Source organism: Psychrobacter pygoscelis (assembly GCF_004335015.1).
Lineage (GTDB): Bacteria > Pseudomonadota > Gammaproteobacteria > Pseudomonadales > Moraxellaceae > Psychrobacter > Psychrobacter pygoscelis.
This window is the reverse complement of record NZ_RQRU01000003.1, coordinates 112198-132762: the sequence shown is the minus strand read 5'-3', so window position 1 is coordinate 132762 and position 20565 is coordinate 112198. Positions and strand designations below refer to the sequence as shown.

13 protein-coding genes and 1 tRNA gene are annotated in these 20565 nt (G+C 43.8%); 4 read left to right on the top strand and 10 right to left on the bottom strand.

The window, feature by feature from the left end:
• Positions 1-35 precede the first annotated feature (35 nt).
• Both EGV92_RS08900 and EGV92_RS08895 read right to left on the bottom strand, forming a co-directional pair.
• Positions 36-4562, bottom strand: a complete 4527-nt coding sequence (locus EGV92_RS08900) for a UvrD-helicase domain-containing protein (RefSeq protein WP_131668906.1) — start codon at positions 4560-4562, stop codon at positions 36-38.
• Positions 4563-4673: 111 nt separating this feature from the next.
• Complete coding sequence (locus tag EGV92_RS08895; RefSeq protein WP_131668905.1) at positions 4674-9317, bottom strand: exodeoxyribonuclease V subunit gamma; 4644 nt, start codon at positions 9315-9317, stop codon at positions 4674-4676.
• A 741-nt stretch (positions 9318-10058) separates the two neighbouring features.
• Between EGV92_RS08895 and EGV92_RS08890 the strand changes: the two genes are divergently transcribed.
• From EGV92_RS08890 to EGV92_RS08880, 3 genes are all read left to right on the top strand, one after another.
• Positions 10059-10583 (top strand): hypothetical protein, encoded by a 525-nt coding sequence (locus EGV92_RS08890; protein ID WP_131668904.1) that lies wholly within the window; start codon positions 10059-10061, stop codon positions 10581-10583.
• 103 nt (positions 10584-10686) lie between these two features.
• The gene (locus EGV92_RS08885; protein WP_131668903.1) at positions 10687-11382 is read left to right on the top strand and encodes a hypothetical protein; all 696 of its coding nucleotides are present in this window, start codon (positions 10687-10689) and stop codon (positions 11380-11382) included.
• Positions 11383-11661: 279 nt separating this feature from the next.
• A tRNA-Arg gene (locus tag EGV92_RS08880) sits at positions 11662-11737 on the top strand.
• A 430-nt stretch (positions 11738-12167) separates the two neighbouring features.
• Here the strand turns inward: EGV92_RS08880 and fucP are convergent.
• The 7 genes from fucP to EGV92_RS08845 all read right to left on the bottom strand — a co-directional run bounded on the left by fucP (position 12168) and on the right by EGV92_RS08845 (position 18877).
• Positions 12168-13409: an L-fucose:H+ symporter permease gene (gene fucP, locus EGV92_RS08875; protein WP_131668902.1), complete on the bottom strand. Its 1242-nt coding sequence runs from the start codon at positions 13407-13409 to the stop codon at positions 12168-12170.
• 39 nt (positions 13410-13448) lie between these two features.
• Positions 13449-13784, bottom strand: coding sequence for an L-rhamnose mutarotase (locus tag EGV92_RS08870; protein ID WP_131668901.1), 336 nt, complete (start codon positions 13782-13784; stop codon positions 13449-13451).
• A gap of 61 nt (positions 13785-13845) precedes the next feature.
• Positions 13846-14622 carry an SDR family oxidoreductase gene (locus EGV92_RS08865; protein ID WP_131668900.1) on the bottom strand — a complete coding sequence of 259 codons (777 nt, stop codon included), beginning with the start codon at positions 14620-14622 and terminating at the stop codon, positions 13846-13848.
• 118 nt (positions 14623-14740) lie between these two features.
• Positions 14741-15565 (bottom strand): amidohydrolase family protein, encoded by an 825-nt coding sequence (locus tag EGV92_RS08860; RefSeq protein ID WP_131668899.1) that lies wholly within the window; start codon positions 15563-15565, stop codon positions 14741-14743.
• 186 nt (positions 15566-15751) lie between these two features.
• Positions 15752-17029 (bottom strand): L-fuconate dehydratase, encoded by a 1278-nt coding sequence (locus EGV92_RS08855; protein WP_131668898.1) that lies wholly within the window; start codon positions 17027-17029, stop codon positions 15752-15754.
• Positions 17030-17178: 149 nt separating this feature from the next.
• A complete protein-coding gene (locus EGV92_RS08850) occupies positions 17179-18021 on the bottom strand; it encodes a fumarylacetoacetate hydrolase family protein (RefSeq protein ID WP_131668897.1) in 843 nt (280 codons plus the stop codon).
• Positions 18022-18124: 103 nt separating this feature from the next.
• Positions 18125-18877, bottom strand: coding sequence for an SDR family oxidoreductase (locus EGV92_RS08845; RefSeq protein WP_131668896.1), 753 nt, complete (start codon positions 18875-18877; stop codon positions 18125-18127).
• Positions 18878-19033: 156 nt separating this feature from the next.
• Between EGV92_RS08845 and EGV92_RS08840 the strand changes: the two genes are divergently transcribed.
• Positions 19034-19756, top strand: coding sequence for a FadR/GntR family transcriptional regulator (locus EGV92_RS08840; protein WP_131668895.1), 723 nt, complete (start codon positions 19034-19036; stop codon positions 19754-19756).
• A gap of 227 nt (positions 19757-19983) precedes the next feature.
• On the opposite strand, the gene EGV92_RS08835 is transcribed toward EGV92_RS08840, so the two are convergent.
• Positions 19984-20415: a DUF1810 domain-containing protein gene (locus EGV92_RS08835; protein WP_131668894.1), complete on the bottom strand. Its 432-nt coding sequence runs from the start codon at positions 20413-20415 to the stop codon at positions 19984-19986.
• Between the last annotated feature and the right edge of the window lie 150 nt (positions 20416-20565).

Below are 20565 nucleotides of genomic sequence, written 5' to 3'. Positions count from 1 at the left end.
AGTGTCACTGATTTTTGGTAATAAATGTGGTGTCATTAGCGAGTTGGCTTACCAAACGCTGCATCTAAGGCTTTGATAAAGTCGATAGGAATTTCCCATTTAACTAAGCCAAAGCGTTGCTGTGACAATATTGTCTGGCTGTTGTTCGGAGTCTGCTGAGCCTCAGAGCTATTCTCTAAAGAAGGCGCTAAGGTCCCACGTAAAAAGACATACTCTACCGCACCGAGGTACTGGTGCTCATTGCCGATATAATCTGCAATACGGATAGAGAGAAAACGATGGAGTGCGACCTGATAAATCGCGGCTTGCAGCCAGTATCCGGCTTTGCTCATGGCTTCAGATAGAGTATGTTGATTATAATTGCTTAGGCTATTTCCTAAATAGTTACTCTTATAATCGACAACATAATATTTGCCAGCGTGCTCATAGACTAAGTCAATCTCGCCGCGTAGATAGCGGTATAGATGCGGGATATTATGCTTGGTCAACACCACATGCTTATCAGGATCATCTGCTAGATGCTGACGAAAGATATCGCTAATGGCCTCAGCGCGAAATCCCTCAGACAGACCCATATTAAAGCTCAGTTCGGCAAAGCGTTTATTAGTGGGTATCGCTTTTAGCGGTTGATTGGACGCTAGTAGTGGTGTCTCTAACACTTCTGCTATCCAATTTTTCAGATCTCTATGATGCATATCGTCTATTTTATTTTTATCTTGTGTCTTGTCCTTTTTATTTTTTAAGATGACGCGTTGCTGTTCTTGACTGGCGTAGTGAATCGGCAATTGATAGTCACGGATGGCCTTATCAATTACCACAGACCATAGAGCCTGCTCGGTAAAGTCTATCTTTTCGAAAACTTGGTGCAGAAATGTACCTGCATTGGCACCTTTGACAAAGCTAAAGCGTATATCGTCTACAGGCTTCAGCGCTGCCCAATCATCTTCAGCAGCTAAGGTGGCCGCATTGTCCCAATTGGGCGTAGTCGCGATATAAAGGTCATCATCTATGCGCTCATCCATAACCGCTAAGTCTTGGCTCTGCTCCCCTAGCTGCCGTGCTAAAGCGGTAAAACTGGTCTTTGCCCAACCATAAAAGAACTTATCGGGCATCAGCGTATCTATATTTGGGTAAGGAATACGGGTAACGTCGTTAATTTCATTAGAGGGTGTAGCGATTGCTAATGAGGACTGTTTTTTGCTGTCTTTTTGACAGTTATGATAGTCAAAGATTTTGCTGCCCGCTAGCCAGCCCACTTGGGATTTTAGTCTCTCGGGTAAGGCCAGCTCTTTATCATCACAACTCAGCCAAAAAAACGCCGGTCTACTCGTCAATTTTGTCTTTTTAGAGAGGTCTTTTAGGACAATATAAAGCTGCTCACTGGCCCGAGTAAAGGCCACATACCCCAACCGCTTACGCTCGCTATAGTTCTCTGTAGTTTCTATATCTGTAAAAAAGTTCTCATCGTGCGGCTTGCCCTTAACTGGTGACAAGCGGCGCTGCCAACCTATGGCTTGTTCGCTCTCCTTGGTCTCTACATTATACAAATACAACCCATGTTTCTCACGCGAACCCGCCTCATTGCTGGCCGCATCCATACCTAATACATAGACGATAGGAAATTCTAAACCTTTAGATTTATGAATAGTCATTAGCTGAACGCCTGACTCGGTGGGGAGTGGCTGCTGTTTGGCCCAGTCTCCCGTAGGCGCGGCCTCCATATTTTGCTTGTACCAAGACAGTAACTCATGCTCGCCCATATTCATGCTGTATTGCGCCAAGATATCTAATAAGTGACGAAGATCCATAATATGGCGCTCACCGTCTGGTAGCGACGCCAGACTCTGCCAAGCACCCTTAGGATGGATCGGACTAACCCCTAGCAGATGATGCAAGGCAGGCAATATACCGCGCTTTTGCCAAAGCTCTGCCGCCTTTTTGATATGGGTAATAAAGTCTTGGTAGCATTGTGAGCTTCGATCTTCAGGTGCATGATCCGTAAGACCACTCCCCACTGTCAGATCATCGTCTGCCTCACCATGATGGTCATGACTGGCCATCATCGCTTTGACTTGACGTAGGCTTAAGCCAAAAAACTGACTCGTAAGCGCTCGGTTGATGGTGTCGCGGCGGTATGAGCGCAGCATTGCCTCCATTAGTGCGACTAAATCTGCCGCTATCATGGTCTCAAAAATACTGACTTCACTAGTGCTTAAGGTCGGGACATTGAGTTTAGTGAGATACGCCTCAATTTGCTTCAGCTCAAGCTTTCTTCTGCCTAATACCCCAATGTCACTGGGTCGAATCGGACGACCATCAATGGTTTGCTGGCTCTTGAGTAGTGAGGCGATATGTAGAGCGGTTGCTTCACTTTCATCGTAGTCTGCTTCATCCTTGGGCAGGTGAATAATAGTGAGCGGCTTAGTCGGTAGCAGGTCTTGAATAGTAGGCGGTAAAGGCTGCTCGGCTGGCTGACTTTCTACTCCTACATCATCATTGCCTGAATCACTAGCTGTCTCTATTGCTGATTGCCAAGACAACTTGGTATTTTGATTATGGGCTTCAATGTATTGATAGTGAATATTTTCGCCAAGCTCTGATAAGGCGACATGATGTTCTTCTTTTTTACTTAGGCTATTTTTATCATTGGCTATTAGCTCAAATTGTGAACTGCTATTACCTTTTGTAGTTAGCGGTAATGGACAACCAAACCAATGATTTAATGCATCGATTAGGTAAGCGTTAGAGCGACGGTTGAGATTCAGCGTCATAATACTGCTGGTAAACTTGGCCTTCATGTAGTTATAGTTGGCCACGTCGCCACCACGAAAGCCGTAAATCGCCTGCTTCGGATCGCCGACCAGCAATAAAAATGTGCTTATTTTTCTCTCATTGTTGCTACTATCAACGGCTTGGCTATTTGTCTCGACATTGTTAACTGCATTATTACTGGCGCTATTCAACAGCTCTTCATGAGTAGGGTTAGGATTGGTCTGGCTAGGCAGATAAATGCGCTCAATCATCTGCGCCTGCTCGCCATTAATATCTTGCGACTCGTCAATTAGAGCCACTGGATAATGGTGGCGGATATAGCGAGCGAGCTTGTGCCCTTGTCTACCTGATAAAGCTTGGTTAAGACGCACCATCTGTAGGGTAAAGGTGGTCTCGTTGCGCTCTTCTAAAATGCTGGCCAGCTTCTTGCGCACGCTTATGGCAATATTGCGGTTGAGATTAGTGACTATGTTGTCTAAATACTCGTCTAACTCATCGGTCTTATCGTGAATTGCTTTTAAGGTTTTTATGGTTTCTAGGTTGATAAATGTATTATGAGATTCTTCAGTTTTACTATTAAACCCTACCGTCTTCCCTTCTGTATCAGGAAATACACTTTTTATTGCATGGTAAATCTTACTGGCATCGTCGTTTAAATGATTATAAAAAACATAACCATACTGACATACAGCCTTTTGAATATCAGCTATGTAGGTAATTCTGGTGTCCAAATTTGACCGGCCTCTTATACCTTGCGACTTTCTGTATTCTTTATCAAAATAAGGCTCAATATCTTGGAAGTCTAATGCTATAAATCTCTCTAGAAGCGCTTCTAATTCAGCAAAATCAAAAGCATCAGCCAGCTTGACCTCATCAATGGGCGCAGAAATAAAAGTCAACGCTTTATTAACCGCTTGACGATGATCGTCAATAGTCGTCAGCTTGCCCTGCTCTTGCAGCAATTGATAAATCTTAGGCTGCTCATAATAAAGCTGACTCTGAAACCGGCGTAGCTCATCATGAATAATACCATCTGTCACGACTTCAACATCTTCCGTAATGCCCATGCCTTGGCGATAGCCGGTCTCTGCGCTATATTCTGACAGCCACTTTTGTGCCAAGCTGTCTAGTGTCCCGACGAACAGCTTATCTAAAGTCGTCAGCACCAGCTCGGTACGCCGAATAGCCTCAGCTAAAGGATAGGTCGTCACATGATCGAGCAAATATCCCACCAAGTGTAAGTTAATAGGGTCATTCACACGCTCACTCATGCCAGCCAGCTTTGCTTGCTCTTGCAGCCACTCTTCTCGTACTTTTTCAAGCTTGCTTCGTTCAACTGGGCTAATCTTTAATATTTTTTTATCCGTTTCTGTATTTTTATGAGACGATTTTTTCTTCTCAGGCAGCACCTGCAAGGCGTCAGGGTATAACGCCTCCCTATAATTGGTATTGTCCTGCAAGCTACTAACCCATTGCAGCACTTGATAAAAATCAATCAGTCGGTCATTCACACGCTGACGCATCTCTGCTGCTGCCGCCCGAGTAAAGGTGGTAGCGATAATCTGCTCAGGGGGACGCTTAGCTTCAATTAACAAGCGCAGCAGGATACCGGTCAATGTCCACGTCTTACCAGTGCCTGCAGAGGCTTCGATCAGATGCTCGCCGGTCAGCGCAATACGTACTGCTGGAGGCTTGTCATTGAGCACCTGTAAAGCCGAAGCTCCAGCGTTATTATCTGGATTTAAAGTCTCAGGAGAAGACTGAGGAGATGTTGGCGGCATAGTGGTCATATCGTTGTTTTAGGTCTTATTGAGTCATAGTGGTCATTTCAGTAAAGTCTATAGCGCGTTAGCAAAGGATAAATTGCAGCTCTATTACCCTCTGCTGGCACAGTGCCCTGTCTATTCTTTTATGGGTACAAGGGCTTCAAACATAGGCTGATACATAGGCACAGCCAACGTAGTTAATGACGTTGATAACGCAGAAAATACATCGCCTTGCCCTAGCAGTACATACTGCCAGATGGCATGCTGCGAGCAGGTATCGTAAACCGTATCCGCATGAAACCCAGGTGCTAGCCAGTCGCTAAAATCACTGCGTTTTGGATAATAAACCTTTACCTCACCTGTCTTTTTATCTGGTGTAGCGGCCTCTTTGACTTTATCAAGATAAATCAGCGCATAGCTTGGCAAAAGGGTCATCGGTACTTGTCCTGCAAGATTCGCAAAAATTGCCCATTTTATCAGCTGCATGACCGCTTGCTCGTAGATAATAGGCTTCAGCTCGAAGGTTACGATATCTTTATAGGCTTTAACTTGCGAGCTGCTACTATTAAAACGCCAAATACTGCGACCATTATCTGTAGCAACTTGTGCAGGTGTGGTATGACGAGCCACTTGCCAATAAAGATGTGCCAGCCAAAAACGGAGTAAATGCTTGGGGCTGGCAGAGTTTGGTAGTATATTTAGCCAGACTTTATATTCTGTAGCTTCTGCACAAGGCACCGCCCCTTTTAGCGAAAGCTCGTTGGGCAACCACTCTTTAATCACCTCTAAGCCAATAGCTTTAGACTCAGTAGCTTCAGTAGAAGACTCAGCTTGAGCGTCTTTAGATAACGCTGCATAAACTTGGGTCAGATTAACCTTGGTGGTCACCTCTTGGGTTGGGGTCAATAAGCTTTCCCCCGCAGCAGGGAAATCAGGGCTGTCTATATCAATGTCCAGCTTTTGCAGCTGCGCTTTAAAGTCATCACATTGGCGTTGTAGCTTAGCCAGTTGATGGCTTAAGGTCGTCTGCCGAGCGACCCCTGCCGGTATCATTTTGTCATACACTAGCACTTGAAGATTATCATCGGCACTATGACTGGTAGCAGAACTAGTAGAGGAAGACTCGTGAGAATCTGGATCACTTGTATGATTGGCATGTAGATGCTTTAGTAGCTCATCGTCGATTTGATAGCGGGTAAGACTATCCAATGACAGAGGCTCTTGCCGTGATAGCGACGCTTCTGTTTGAGTTATCAGCACTTGCTGCTCACGTAAAAACTGCTTGGCAGGATGGCGTACTTGCCATAGCAGCGACTGAATATCTATCTGCTCAATGGCAAAGATACTTTGACGCAGCGCTTTGGCAAGCTCTGCCTCAGTAAGATGATGATTATCAACACTAACCAGCTTGACAATCTCTGCCAACTCTTTATTAGTGAGCTCAGCAGCCTGTGAGTAACTAGAGTTATTACCTAGTAGCTTGGCCAAAGCTCGATATTGTGGCGGCGTCGGTAGCGTTACCGTCCGTTCAATACTAGGAGCAGAGGTTCTGACTGTCACATCGTCGTATTCATCATAACTCTTGCCCCTACCGTTATTATTTATCTTGCGCTTATTCAGCTCATTAAACACCGACTGCCAGACCTTCGCGGGAGGGTATTGCCGACGTTGTTCTAGCTTCGTCCGCTGCATGGCAGTATCGAGCAACTGTCGCCAACTGTCATCCTCAGTAGCTTTATTACTAACTTGGTTTTTATGACTAGTTTCGTTATTACCAACAGTTGCATCGATATCCGCCCCCTGTCCTATACTTAGAGGTTCACTAGCATTTGTCGCTGAGCAAGCGTTTAAACGCTTGCCATTATTCAACACATGGCTGTCATTAAAGAGTGCGCTGTCTACCTCAAATAAATCACGGGCGAAAGGCAGTGCAGGGTGATGCGTCACAAGCCAGCGCTCTACTAGCTTGGGTAAGTAGCGCTGAATCTGCTCAGTCGTTGCCGAATCTGTTTCACTACTTATACCTCCACCAGCGCCTACGCTATCAAGCGGTTGCCATTGCCATTTGACCTCACCTTGCAAGAACTGTAGCAATTCGCTGACGGGATTGGCCGGTAGATGCTCATGAGTATCAGTGAGACTTTGGCCATTATAAAATATCCAACAGGCAGAGCGAGCACACAGTAGCGCGTCTAAAAACGCGCCATTATCATCATCTTCACTAAAGCGATCACCGCGCTGTGCTATCCCGGCTTTCATTAAGTCATATCGGTTGTCACGGTCACGATTGGGAAACTCAGAGATATTCATATTTAACATGACGACCAGCCCAAAGGGCACATTGCGCAGAGCACCAAACCGACCAAAGGTAATTACCCCTGTCGGCTCGGCACTGACTTGCTGACTCTCTAACTCATCCTCAATACTGTCGAGCATAAAGCTCAGCTTCAACGGCAGTTTTTCGACATTGCTAAGCCGCTGCTCAAGGTTATTTGCCTCATCATTAGCGCCATCAGTATTACTGTAATGCCTATAATGGCGATTGGCACGCAGACTAGATTTAAAGCCGTTCATGGCCTGATAAATCGCCCGCATACTACGCGTTTGGTCAACTGCAGCGAAATAAGTATGGATCACTTGCGACTCAATCTGCTTAAGCCACTCTTCAGCCTGTAAGCGTTGCTTATGGTCATCTCGACGTGCCACAAGCCCTTGATAAATGCGGCACAGTGCTTCAATCAACGGCGCGTCATCTAGACTGATACCAGCTAGTGGTAGGGTCTTCTCGGGTAGCACATTATCGGGCCACTGTAAGGGATAAAGACTAGCATTCACCTTCGCCTCAGGCATGATCAGCCCTAAGGTCAACTTGTCTAGCGCATGGGCAAAGCTAAAGCGATAATCATAATCATGGGTGTCTAGACTCTGCTGCAGGTGCTGCTCATCGAAGCCACGTACAAAACCGGCTTGAATTAATAGATCACAACCACGACTCATCTGCTCATGAGTAAGACCAAAGCTCTCGTACAGCGGCGGCAGCATGAGCCAGTCCAAAACCTCAGGCGCTTCAAACCGTGCACTCTCACTGCCAAGCAATCGGTAAAAGCCGCTAACAGCCTCCCACAGCTGACGAATAGACGTATCGACAACACCCGTCACTTTAGCTGGTAGCGTTAGCCCATCCTGACCTTTTCCATCGACAAAGACCGAATTAATTAAGGCATGGTGGCGATCGACATCAGGTAATAGCACCACAATATCTGAGACGTGCCGTCGGCTGCCATCAGGGTTGCGCTCATTGAGCCAGCGGCCAATCATACCGCGCAAGATCTCTAGTTGGCGCTGTAAGCTATGACAAGCGTGAATGCTTAGGCTATTATCTTGCTCTGAGACATTCCATTCGCGATGCTTTACAAAGCGCTTTTGTTGCAGCGTAGCGTCTGAATGCCAATCATCAGGCTCGGCATCAAGTTCGGCAAAGTCCATCTGCAACTGCTCGCCCAACGCTTGACTGACTCGGCCCACTGTGGCTTGCTGAGTCGCCGCTTCATCTAACATCAACACGTCATTTTGCAGTCGCGCCAGCAAGCTGTCATGGGGATAGTCGTCTGCCCAAGCGCCACTGCTATCCGTTGCTGAATACGCTAAGCTTGCTTGTTTATACTCGGACTCATAGTCAGGGTCATCTTCTTCCGTAAACCTATCTTGCCAATCAATGACAATATCGTCGTGAAATTCGTTTCCCGAAAGACCTGCCAGCATAGCGAAAGTCTCTCGCGACTGCTTGCCTAACCGTGATAATAGTGCATGACCATGATCACGAAGGAATACACTCTTTGGATTAATAATTTTTTGACGCTGAAGCCAGACTTTATCGACAATATCTGCCCAGAATAACTTAGAGGGATTGTAATGTAACAAGGTAATGTTAGTGTATCGCGACAGACGCTGCAAAAAGTCCAGCTCGTTTTGCGGCAGCTGCTGAATGGTAAAAATGCGTAGCGCCTTAGGCAAGGCTTGGCGCTCATTAGCCTGATTGTCTTCTAATGCTTGCCAAAACAGCTCCTCAATAGCTACTCGATGCTGGTGCACGCCAGCAAATAGATGATGCCAAAGATGACGCTGCGCCACTTCAAGCTCGCAATAATGAGCAGTCAACCAAGGTGGCGTTTGACTGGCGTGTTGGTCAAAGCGCTCTGATAGCTCATCTTTTTCTTTAATCATAGCTTCGACATCAAGGCCTTCATTATTTGACCATGAGTTGAGCCAGTTATCTCGGTGGGTCAGGTAGCGGTTAAACACCCGAGCAAGATCGGTAGCAAGTTGCCACAGCCGCGTCTCCTGTTGCACCGGGTCACTATCATCGCCCAGCAATGACTCTAACAAGGGGTGCACAGGATGACTTTCATCCTCCATAATACTCTGGCGATAATAAGTCAGATAACCAAACAATCGCCACTGCATTACCGTGGTCGACAGAACGGCAACTTCGGGTACATTTAATAAAGGTGTATTTGGGTTACCCTCAGCAAGCCAAGCGTTGTGTTTCGAGAGCACATCCTGCATAAGGGTCCACTGATACTGACCCCAAAACTTAGTCGTCACTAGCGTACTAATCCCCGCACGGCTGGCAATAGTCTTATCCAGCCAATCGCCCAAAACCATCGACGGCACGATAACTATAAACTCATCAAAGATAGCGTGTTGCTTAGACTGGTAAGCTTTGAGCAAATGCGAAACCAAACGCTCAGTGCGGTGGGATTGGATAATGGTAAACATAAATAAAACCTAGGATAACGCTCTAATCAAATGGCTGCATCTTGTAATGTTTGGACGATAGTCAATACATTCTAGCTCTGACACAAAGTCACTGCTATCCACCTACCTTGGGCCTCTCATGACCACTAGCCAAAGGGTGTATAGCAGTGACTCGTGTTGGAGCTTTTTAAACAGGAATGACTATAGCCATATCCTACAACGACAACTAGAAGCTACTTTGATAAGCATTAAGAGACGAATCTATTCAATAATTTAAAATAATCTAGAGGTGGTTTTTTGATATTTTTACAAATACTGAGCTTAGAAGATATAAAGTCAAAATGCCCTTCTAGTAAAATAGAGTGCCACGAACCTTGTTAAAATACTAGTAAGTGGCCATTAAATGACCGGCAAATCGCACCCTTTACGACAGTAGTTGTCGCATAGTGCTTAATCCATACCGCTCCAAAGGTAAGAATTATCGATTGCATCTTCAGCCATTATATTTTTAGCGTTGCGCGTTAGAATTGACTTGAGAATTTAAAGAAAGACTATAAATCAGTAGTTCTCATGCTATTAATGCCTGATTGTGAGCAAGATAATGTGGCTTTGCTGAGGATTGTTCAAGAGTCATGCTATCATAAGCTGCAAATTTTACGTTAATGTGTGATCTTTAACTTATTTCTAAGTGTTATTTTTCAATTGTTGATCTGCCTTAATAAGTGGATCGACGTCTCCAACTTTGACTAAGGTAACCTGACTATGCCACTGCGTCCTGTTGATGCCATTTTTGTCCACCCCGAGCGGCGATGCTATGTGATTTATCATGGCGGTGAGCTGTGGCAGCTGACTCGAATGAAGCTTGATGTGGCTTCTTGGTGGCGTAGGCAGGCCTATCGTGGTGATCCAAATGCTTTATTCCTTAGCCACAATCAATATATTGAAGATACTGAATTAGCCCGTAAGCTTAGAACGCTAGACTTGCCTAAAAACTTGCATGGCACTAGCTTCCCTAAGTTTAAAGATTGGTGGCTAACCCATGGTTTTGATTGGCTAAAAGATATTATTACCAAAGGCGAGTCTCCCTTAGCCGGTCATGCCAAATCAAGCGAAGATAAAGATACGCCTGCGCCAGCGATAGATACTACTCCAACCAACAAAACGACTGATTCACCTTTGACAGGTCAGCTTGAGAGCAGGGCAAAACAATCAACGCAACCCTCCAGTGGCAATATCTTTGACGATATGTTGGCAGAGCTTGCCGATGAAGTTCTGCATTCTCGCTGAGTCGTCCACTCACACCACCTTGGACGTCGTTAACACCCGATTTTAGATGATATCTTTATGTCGTCCTTCTCTGCCCTAACTTGATTGTATTAAGACTGCTTGTATGAAAAAAATCAAAGCCATACTGATTGGCCTAATTTTATTGACGACGACCTTATTGATGGCTGCCTTAAGCTGGATGTGGCAACGAAATAGCTTGAATGTCAACCCGCTACCGATTCCTGCCACCAGTGCAGACCTTCTTGCCGCTGCTAATGACAGTTTTACTAGCGCTAAAACTGTGGGTTTAGTGACTTCTGACACGCAGGCTGTCACTGTCAACCCCACGTCGTCTCATATTCAGCTGTGTGCCGATCGTAGCATTCAACCCGCATTGGATGCTCTTATCACAAGCTTTAAACAGCGCTATACAGATTTAAATGTGGTAGCGACTTATACCAATTCAGCACCGATAAGTAAGGATTGCGCTGTGCACCATCAAGACATTCTCCTCTTCGCGCAGCCGATTACCGCTCAAACTCTAGACCGCATCCAAAGCATAGCCAATAAGCCTAACGACGATAGTCAGAGCTTACTGGCAGCCGAATCTTACGTGCGGCCTTTTAGCTATAGCCTGCAACAAAAGCAGCGCTTAATGGGGGTTCAGTTAACTGACAAACCGGGCGCTATTAGTCTACGTAACTATCTCCTATCGAGTATGGGGCAAGATATCTTTGTCCAATTCGGTTATGACAATATTGATGGTTATCGAAACCAAGTCGCGGATCTATTTAATGATTCAGGCATCAAGACTTCTTAATAGCCATAGCTTTTTTGCTGCCTTGGCTATTGCTGTTTTATTTATGGCTGTTTTTAGGAGCAATCAGCACTTGCGCGCTAACAGTAGCACTAAAGCTGCATTATTTATTACTGTGATGATTAGTAATGCTCTTATAGTAGCGCCATAATAGGCCAGTTATCAGCGTTTGCACATTGCTTTATTTAAGACTTTTTCTTACAATAGCTTGGTTTAGTTCACTTTGACCTTTAAATAGGCCTTTCTAACAATTTAACATTACTGATAGATCGTCATTATTTTGCGCTCATAGCTCAACAGGATAGAGCAGTTGCCTCCTAAGTGACCGATCCAGGTTCGAGTCCTGGTGAGCGCACCATCTATTATATTTAGACACCCCTTCACATCCCTCAACCTGCCTAAAACCCTGATAAACGTCGGCCTAAGTGTTTAATGATGTCTATTTATTGATACAAGCAAGCCGAGCGCAGGCTATACAGCAGTATGGCTAGTGAGGATGACAACGTAACAGCTTTACTGTGGGCCAACTATAGAAAGTAGTAGAAGAATATATTCTTGGTTAGAATCTACTAGGGCATACCCTCAATTAGCTCACGAAGCTTAAAATAAGGACACGTCCTAGCTATTAAGACAATTTTGGACATAAAAAAACCTCTTAGAGCCTCATAGGCTAAGAGGTTTTTCTATGTCCTTCCTAGCAAGCTAGGTTAGATTTGGGGTGGCAATCGCAGTTAGGCAGCTTAATCGCGATGGATTAATTATAATCAACTGCCCATATAGGCACTACTTTAATTAGCTGCAATATTCGCTGAGTTTGGCACGATTTTTTTGTAGCTTAAAGCATAAGCAAACACGATGAGAAAGCACACTAATGGTAATGCATATGAAACATGTGTTCCAAAGTGATCACCCATTTTCCCCATGAAGTATGGCATCACAGCACCACCAACAATCGCCATGATCATAAACGAGCTACCAATCTTAGTTTTAGACCCTAGATTCTTCACACCCATTGCAAATATAGTCGGGAACATACTCGACATAAAGAAGAAAACCGAGATTGCAGCAATTACCGAAACATAGTCAGTACCTGAAAGAATCACTGCGCAAAGCGCTGTATTAATTATGGCATAAATCATTAATAATTTATTTGCAGCGATCTTGGACATTAGTGCTGTACTAATGAAGCGACCAATCAAAAAGGCAAGCATCGCAATGGACAAGAAGTAAGCACCTTGCTGGCTTGAGCTTTGTGGCCACGTTTCTACCATCAAGTTAATAAAGAATGCCCCGACACCAACTTGTGCTGCCACATAGAAAAACAGAGTAATTACGCCGAATTTAAATTCTTTATATGACCACAATGAGGCGCTACTATTTTTAATATTAGCTGCATCAAGTTTTGCTTCACTTTCACGTAAGTCCGGTAGGTTGGCTTTGGCAAATAATGCAATCAAAATAATCACAATAACCGCAATGCCGACATAGGTGTAAGTGACAGCAGTAAAATCCCCTGAGGCTTCTACGCCGCTATCGCTGAAGAAAAATAAACCGCCAATTAGTGGGCCAAAAAATTGACCAAGACCATTGAATGACTGAGATAAGTTCAAGCGTTGTTCTGCTGTCGTAGGGTCACCCAGTGCCGCTGAATACGGATTGGCTGCTGTTTCTAAACAGCCCAATCCCAAAGCTAGTACAAATAATGCAAAAAGAAAAAAACTAAACGTTAACTGCATTGCTGCCGGTACAAATAGCAAAGCACCAATGGCATATAAGGACAATCCTAAAATAATACCCGCTTTATAGCCTTTTTTATTGATAAACAAACCTGCAGGTAACGCAATGACAAAATAAGCACCGAAATAGGCCGCCTGAATTAGGCCTGACTGCGCCTTAGTAATATGCAGCGCTTCCTGAAAATGCTTATTTAAAACATCTACTAAACCATATGATAGGCCCCACATAAAGAACAGTGTAGTGACCAACATAAAGCCCAATCTGAATTGTGGTTCTGTTATTTTCGCTTTCATATTTTACATCCTTATACCTTATTTCGTCCTTGCATCAATTTAAGAGTTCAAATCAAATATTTTTGTCATCTCAACCCATTTCTCATCTGCCATAGCACTTGGTAGTGGCTGCTGAAACTGAGACATCAACGTCTCCCACTCCACGTTTTTCGGTTCAGATAGAGCAATCTTATTGGCTACTTCTGGATCATAATCATCTCGAGTGTCCATGATCATAAACAGCCGGTTTTCTACTTGCCAAATTTGCATATCTAGCACACCACGCTGCTTGATATTATCAGCAATTTCAGGCCAAATTTTTTGGTGGAACTCCTGATATTGCTTTATTTTTTCCGCATCCTTTATTAGATCAAGCGCTAAGCAATAGCGTTTCATTTAAGCTCTCCTGCTTAAGTTATTTTATCGGCACTGGCTTTCAAAGTTTAATTTAATTAAATTAATCCAATGCACGGTCCAAGTGTGTATAGCCACCGTCCACGAACAGCAATTGGCCTGTGGTATGCGATGAACGTTCTGACAATAAAAATACCGTGGTGTCTGCAATCTCCTCAACTGTGGTCATACGATGACCAAAAGGAATATTTTTGGTAATTTGTGCAAGTTTTTCCTGTGGGTTATCAAAGCTATCAACCCAGCGTTGATATAAAGGTGTCATGACTTCTGCTGGCAGTACTGCATTTACTCGAATACCGTCATTGCGATATTGCGCCGCCCATTCTCTGGTCAAAGCCAAGCGACCACCGTTCGATGCTGCATAGCCACTGGTATGACCTTGACCGGTTAAAGCCACTTTAGAACCGATATTAACAATGCTGCCTTTACTGTTTTTTAAATGTGGAATGCAGTAGTGAGCCATCATGAAGTAGTGAATCAGGTTCTTATCTAATGACTGCTTAAAGGCGTCAACGCCATCTTCCAACCCAACATTGTCATTGACACCGGCATTGTTCACTAGGCCATCAATGCGACCATGCTGTTCAATCACTGCTTCAACTTCTCGTTTGCAGGCTTCTTCATCCCTCAAGTCGAGCTGATGAAAAGAGTAAACTGCCTGCTGTGCATCTAAGGCTTCAATAAACTCTGGCTTCAAGTCAGAACGGCCAAAGATCGCTACCACAGCCCCTTCCTGCGCCAAGGTCAAACTAATTGCGCCGCCAATTCCCGCACCACCGCCAGTGACCACAAATACTTTATTGTTAAGTTTTAAATCCATTAAAATGTACTCCTATATTTATTTTCTATCGCTGTAAAGATTCAGAGCTCACAGTTTTCGTCGTTGATTGATCTAAGTAGTTGATTGATCTAAATGGTTTAAATGACTGCTGTATTGTTTATAACTTATACAGACGCTGGGCCGTACCACTTTCAACTTGTAGCCGCTCTGATTCACTCCAGTGCCGCGTCCACTGCTGCCAAAAATCCATTAACTTAGCATATGAGTGCGTGGCATAGGACACAGGCCAATCTGAGCCCCAAACCAAACGCTCTGGACCAAATAGCTCTAATGCCGTATCAACGTGAGCTTGAAAATCCTCAGCTTTACAATTAGGACCACCCTCTGTCACTAAGCCCGAAATTTTTAAGTTAACGTGCTTTAGAGGTACAAGTCGCTGCATCATATTGACCCAGCTATCAAAACCTGTTTTGCTATACATTTTTGGTTTTGCTAAATGATCCACCACTAGCTCATAACGGTCATGACGCTCGCAAAACTGCACCGCTGCATCAAGATCTTTTTGATGAATTAGGACGCCGTATAACAACTCTGCCTGCTGAATTTTTTCAACCCCTAAATTGAATCCTTTATGATGTGTCATATAAGCACTAGGATCTTTTTCATCTTGGAGCATATGGCGAAAGCCTTTCATCTTCGGATTACGCTTAAATGCATCTAACTGCATATCGGCATCTTGTTCAAAATCGAACCAACCAATAATCCCTTTGATCAGCGCATATTGCTGTGCAAGGTCGCTGAGATAGTCATTTTCCGCTGCACATGGTCTTGCCTGTACTGCAATAATGCCATCGATATTATCCGTCAGCTGCGGACATAAATCTTTTGGTAGCATATCCTTGGCAATAGGAGCTAAATCCCCCTGAATCCAAGGAAACTCATCCGCAGAATATTCCCAAAAATGTAAATGGCTATCGATCACTTAACACTCCTTGTTAATCGCTTCCCATACTTCTGATGATCCCGCTGACCCTAAAAGAATCACTCCGAGAAAGTCTCATTGCAGTTTTTGCTGCAAATCCTCCTTGATTACTCGCCTATCAATCATCCTTTGATATGAGTCGCTCTACATCCTATTAAAACGGCTAGACCTGTCTTATATTTATGACTATTCACGAAATAAATATTGCTGAATAGACGCAGCCTTCATCTCAATCGAAAAACCTGGTAGCTTTGGTGGCATATAGGCTGCGTTTTCAATGACACATGGTTCAATAAAATGCTCATGCAAATGATCGACAAACTCAGTGACACGGTCATCTTTTTCAGCAGAGAACCACAAGTAATCAATCATGGACAAGTGTTGAACATATTCACATAGACCTACACCGCCAGCATGTGGACATACCTTCAGTCCGTATTTGGCTGCCATTAATAACACAGCTAACACTTCATTAATCCCACCCATACGGCAGGCATCAATCTGAACAACGTCAATGGCTTCACGCATGATAAATTGCTTGAACATAATACGGTTCTGACACATCTCACCTGTGGCCACTTGAATTGGAGCAATGGCCTGACGGATAGCGCGGTGAGCTTCTACATCATCTGGAGAGGTGGGTTCTTCAATAAACCAAGGCTTAGCAAACGCCAATTTTTTTACCCAGTCAATGGCTTCCTGACGCTCCCAAATCTGATTGGCATCGATCATCAAATGGCGGTTTGGACCGATAATTTCACGAGCAATGCTCACGCGGCGAATGTCTTCTTCGACATTACGACCAACTTTTAACTTAATGTAATTAAAGCCTTCGTCTATCGCTTCTTGACACAAGCGTGCTAGTTTCTCATCGCTATAGCCCAACCAACCTGCAGAAGTGGTATAACAAGGATAACCTTCTTGTAGTAGCGTCTGCTCACGCTGGTCTTTAGCTACTGCGTTCGCTTTTAATAATGTCAGCGCCTCATCCGGTGTAATACAATCGGTGATATAACTAAAGTCAATACAATTCACCACCTGTTCTGGGGTCATGTCAGCTACCAGTTTCCATACCGGCTTACCTTCACTTTTTGCCCATAAGTCCCAAATGGCGTTAACTACAGCGCCTGTCGCTAAGTGCATGGCCCCTTTGTCTGGACCAATCCAACGCAATTGACTGTCTGACGTCAAATGACGCCACATTAATGCAGGGTTTTGTTTAACCTCATCAATATCTAAGCCAACCACCAAATGACGCATCGCTTCAATAGCAGCACAGCAAATTTCATTGCCACGGCCAATGGTAAAAGTCAGACCATGACCGCAAAGCGCATCATTGTCTGTCTTTAAAATGACATAAGCAGCAGAATAATCCGGATCAGGATTCATGGCATCCGAGCCGTCTAGGTGTTGAGAAGTGGGGAATCTGATGTCTAAGACTTCAAGGTCTGTAATTTTAAGCATTGTAAAAATCCATTTTTAACGTCATTTTTGGTAAAAACAATTTTTGTAAAAAACATTTCTTTAAGACACAACCTCCCTATTCATTGACATTGAATACAATGTAAATGATAAATAAGAGGCTGTCTTAAGATTGCAGAGGAGAGTTATGTTTATTCGGCAGCAATCACATTTTGCTGCTGCTCACCCAATCCTTCAATGCCAAGACGCATCACTTGACCGGGCTTCAAATAAACGGGCGGAGTCTGACCCAAACCTACGCCTGGTGGAGTGCCCGTCGAGATCACATCACCCGCTCGTAGGCCCATAAATTGGCTAAGATAACTGACAATGGTTGGTACATCGAAGATCATAGTATTAGTATTACCATCTTGATAGCGATGGCCATCTACTTCTAACCATATTTTCAAATTATGCGGATTTGGCACTTCGTCTTTGGTCACCAACCAAGGACCGGTTGGACCAAAAGTTTCACAGCCTTTGCCCTTATCCCATGTACCTGTACCTTCAAGTTGAAAGGCACGCTCAGACACATCATTAATTACGCAATAACCCGCTACGTAGTCCATGGCTTGTTCTTTGTCGATATAGCTACCGTCTTTACCAATGACGATACCTAATTCAACTTCCCAGTCAGTCTTATGGGAGTTACGTGGGATAACCACATCATCATTTGGTCCAACCACTGCGCTGGTCCATTTATTAAATACCACAGGCTCTGCTGGCACTTCTGCACCTGTCTCAGCGGCATGATCGGAATAATTTAGGCCTATGCAAATAAACTTGCCTATATTGCCAACGCACGCACCAATACGTACGCCTTCTTCTACTTTCGGCAATGTGTTTAAATCTAAAGCACGGATTTTATCTAATTCAGTTGCTAACACTGGACCATGAATGTCGCTGACTACAGCCGATAAATCACGGATGTTGCCATCTTGATCCACAATACCTGGCTTTTCTTGCCCTTTTGCACCAAATCTTAAAAGTTTCATTGCTTATTCCTTTAGCACTTCATTTTTGACTAAATACCCTCAATAGCTTATTGCTTCGCTATTGCCTTCATTTTTTAATCAATCAAATATGCCTTTAATTTGACTAATTCGACCAACCACCGTCAATCATATTGATTGTACCTGTGGTAAACGCAGATTCATCACTGGCCAAAAACAGTGCCAAAGCGGCAATCTCTTCTGCTTTACCGACTCGGCCCATCGGTTGACGTGCCACAAACTGTTGGTATACTTCATCCACGGTTTTATTTTGCTCTTTCGCTTGCGCTTCAATACGTTGATGCAAAGATGGTGAATCGACGGTACCTGGACAAATCGCATTACAGCGGATGCCTTGCAGAATATAGTCTGCCGCAATAGCTTTAGTCATGCCAATAACGGCAGCCTTAGTGACGCTATAAGAAAAGCGATTTGGGACACCTTTTATACTAGATGCGGCAGAAGACATATTGATTATCGAAGCATTGCCTTTTTTTAGCATCGCTGGTAAAAAGGCCTTAATCATGTGGTACATCGAATCTACATTGATCTTGAATGCTCGATCCCACTGATCTTGGTCACATTCTAAGATTGTACCTGCAGGTACCCAGCCAGCACAGTTGAACAATACATCCACATTTTGATATTTTTTTGCAAACTCATCTATTTGCTCTTTATCAGTGACATCTAGGTATTCCACTGTAATGTTGTCAAACTGTGTTTTAAGCTCATTTAGCAGCTCTAGATTAATATCTGTAGCAATAACATGCGCTCCCTCACGCGCAAATGCAATGGCGGTGGCCTGACCAATACCTTGAGCAGCTGCTGTGATGACACAAGTTTTATTTAGCAATCTCATTTTTCATCCTTGACTTTTACTTTATAATAAGAAGTTAAGCTCAAAATTGAACGGACCAATTTATGATCCAGACAACTAAAAACTCTCATAAGGTCCAGCCAATTTATAATATTTTCCTATTATTGGCAAGACCAATTTTAATTTAAGTTGAAATTTATGCAGCAAACTCGTATTTATCAAAATATTTTTAATAAAATTCAAGAAGATATCAAAGCCGGAGTCTATAAGGTAGGATCTAAACTGCCCCCTGAAAGAGACTTAGCCATGCAGCTAGGTGTCAGCCGCACCTCTGTACGAGAAGCTATGATTGCTTTAGAAGTCAACGGCATTGTTGAGGTTAAATTAGGTAGTGGTGTATATGTCATCAACGATCATCAAGATACTGCCAATCCACAGACAGGATTTAACACAACAGTGCATCCATTGTTGTCTCCACACTTACAAGAAGACGCGGTGATTACGCCCTTCGAAATATTGGAAGCGCGACTACTGATTGAGCCTTATTTGGCAGAGTTGGCTGCTAAAAATCGTACAGAGGCACAATTAGAAGATATCAAGGAAGCTTTTTTGATGAATGTTCGGGATAATTTGGAGCAGTCAACTGAACATATTGGTGACCGTCTGTTTCATATCCGTATTGCCGAGTCTAGCCAAAATAATGCCTACGCTTTTTTTCTGACCTTCTTACTCAGTAAACATTACACGGACTTTTTTAGCCGTTTGCGCAGCCTATACACTCCCGAAGACATGCCTTTACGCTCCCAGCTGGAACATCAAGAAATTATAACCGCCATTCAAAATCAGGATGCTCAAGCAGCTCACGATGCGATGAAGAAACATCTACAAAATGTAATACATATATTCGAAGAGTCTCAATGAACCACACCGAGTCCATCGAAGACTAATTTATTTCAGTCAAGCAGTAGCAACTACTGGGCTTGAACGGTGATGATGAGTGGCTATGTTTACAGTATTTTAGTCATCTGGCACGTCCCCTCGTAGACAGTCATCAGCACTTATTTATAAGCGTCTATTGAATAAATCATGATTTAACTGAATAAAGCTGTTCGTTACAGCCGCTGGACTTTACTATATTTGACATAGCGTCACATCCCTAAAATCTCCAAAGTTTTTGCATCATATCTCCCTAAGAAAAACTGCTGTAGCAGCTGCTCAAATACTGAGCCGTTATCCGCTGCCAATGCAAATAGAGTGAGTGAAGAGTGTAGCTTTAAATTATCAGGGCTGCCAAAAATTTCTAGAGCACTTTTATCAGTATGGACCAACAATAGCTCTGCACATTCTAATAGCCGTGTGCCCAACACCTCATGGCGCAAATAAGCTTTTGCTTGATCTAGGCTATCTAAGGCAAAACGCTGCGCCATTGCACTATGGCCTAGCCCTATCAGCTGCGGAAAGACAAACCACATCCAATGTGTGCGCTTGCGGCCTTGAGTCAGCTCTGCTACAACCTGTGGATAGACTGTGTTCTGCGCTTGAACAAAGTCATCAAATACAGCTTTATACATAGTGCTCATATTAAGTCTCCAGTTTGACAAATGAGTTGATTGCTTGATCTGTTGCTGGCGAACATGACAGAGTGCTGGTCATAACTGCCACCAAAACTGTATTGAAAGTTAAGACTAATGAAACTTACAGGCGCTATAGTCCGTTAAAAAATAAAAGGG

Excerpts from the sequence above, each read along its gene's own strand:
- EGV92_RS08845 (WP_131668896.1), bottom strand. The coding sequence starts at position 18,877 with ATGAGATTGCTAAATAAAACTTGTGTCATCACAGCAGCTGCTCAAGGT.
- EGV92_RS08865 (WP_131668900.1), bottom strand. The coding sequence starts at position 14,622 with ATGGATTTAAAACTTAACAATAAAGTATTTGTGGTCACTGGCGGTGGT.
- EGV92_RS08885 (WP_131668903.1), top strand. The coding sequence starts at position 10,687 with ATGAAAAAAATCAAAGCCATACTGATTGGCCTAATTTTATTGACGACG.
- EGV92_RS08850 (WP_131668897.1), bottom strand. The coding sequence starts at position 18,021 with ATGAAACTTTTAAGATTTGGTGCAAAAGGGCAAGAAAAGCCAGGTATT.
- EGV92_RS08895 (WP_131668905.1), bottom strand. The coding sequence starts at position 9,317 with ATGTTTACCATTATCCAATCCCACCGCACTGAGCGTTTGGTTTCGCAT.
- EGV92_RS08890 (WP_131668904.1), top strand. The coding sequence starts at position 10,059 with ATGCCACTGCGTCCTGTTGATGCCATTTTTGTCCACCCCGAGCGGCGA.
- EGV92_RS08840 (WP_131668895.1), top strand. The coding sequence starts at position 19,034 with ATGCAGCAAACTCGTATTTATCAAAATATTTTTAATAAAATTCAAGAA.
- EGV92_RS08835 (WP_131668894.1), bottom strand. The coding sequence starts at position 20,415 with ATGAGCACTATGTATAAAGCTGTATTTGATGACTTTGTTCAAGCGCAG.
- fucP (WP_131668902.1), bottom strand. The coding sequence starts at position 13,409 with ATGAAAGCGAAAATAACAGAACCACAATTCAGATTGGGCTTTATGTTG.
- EGV92_RS08855 (WP_131668898.1), bottom strand. The coding sequence starts at position 17,029 with ATGCTTAAAATTACAGACCTTGAAGTCTTAGACATCAGATTCCCCACT.
- EGV92_RS08900 (WP_131668906.1), bottom strand. The coding sequence starts at position 4,562 with ATGACCACTATGCCGCCAACATCTCCTCAGTCTTCTCCTGAGACTTTA.
- EGV92_RS08870 (WP_131668901.1), bottom strand. The coding sequence starts at position 13,784 with ATGAAACGCTATTGCTTAGCGCTTGATCTAATAAAGGATGCGGAAAAA.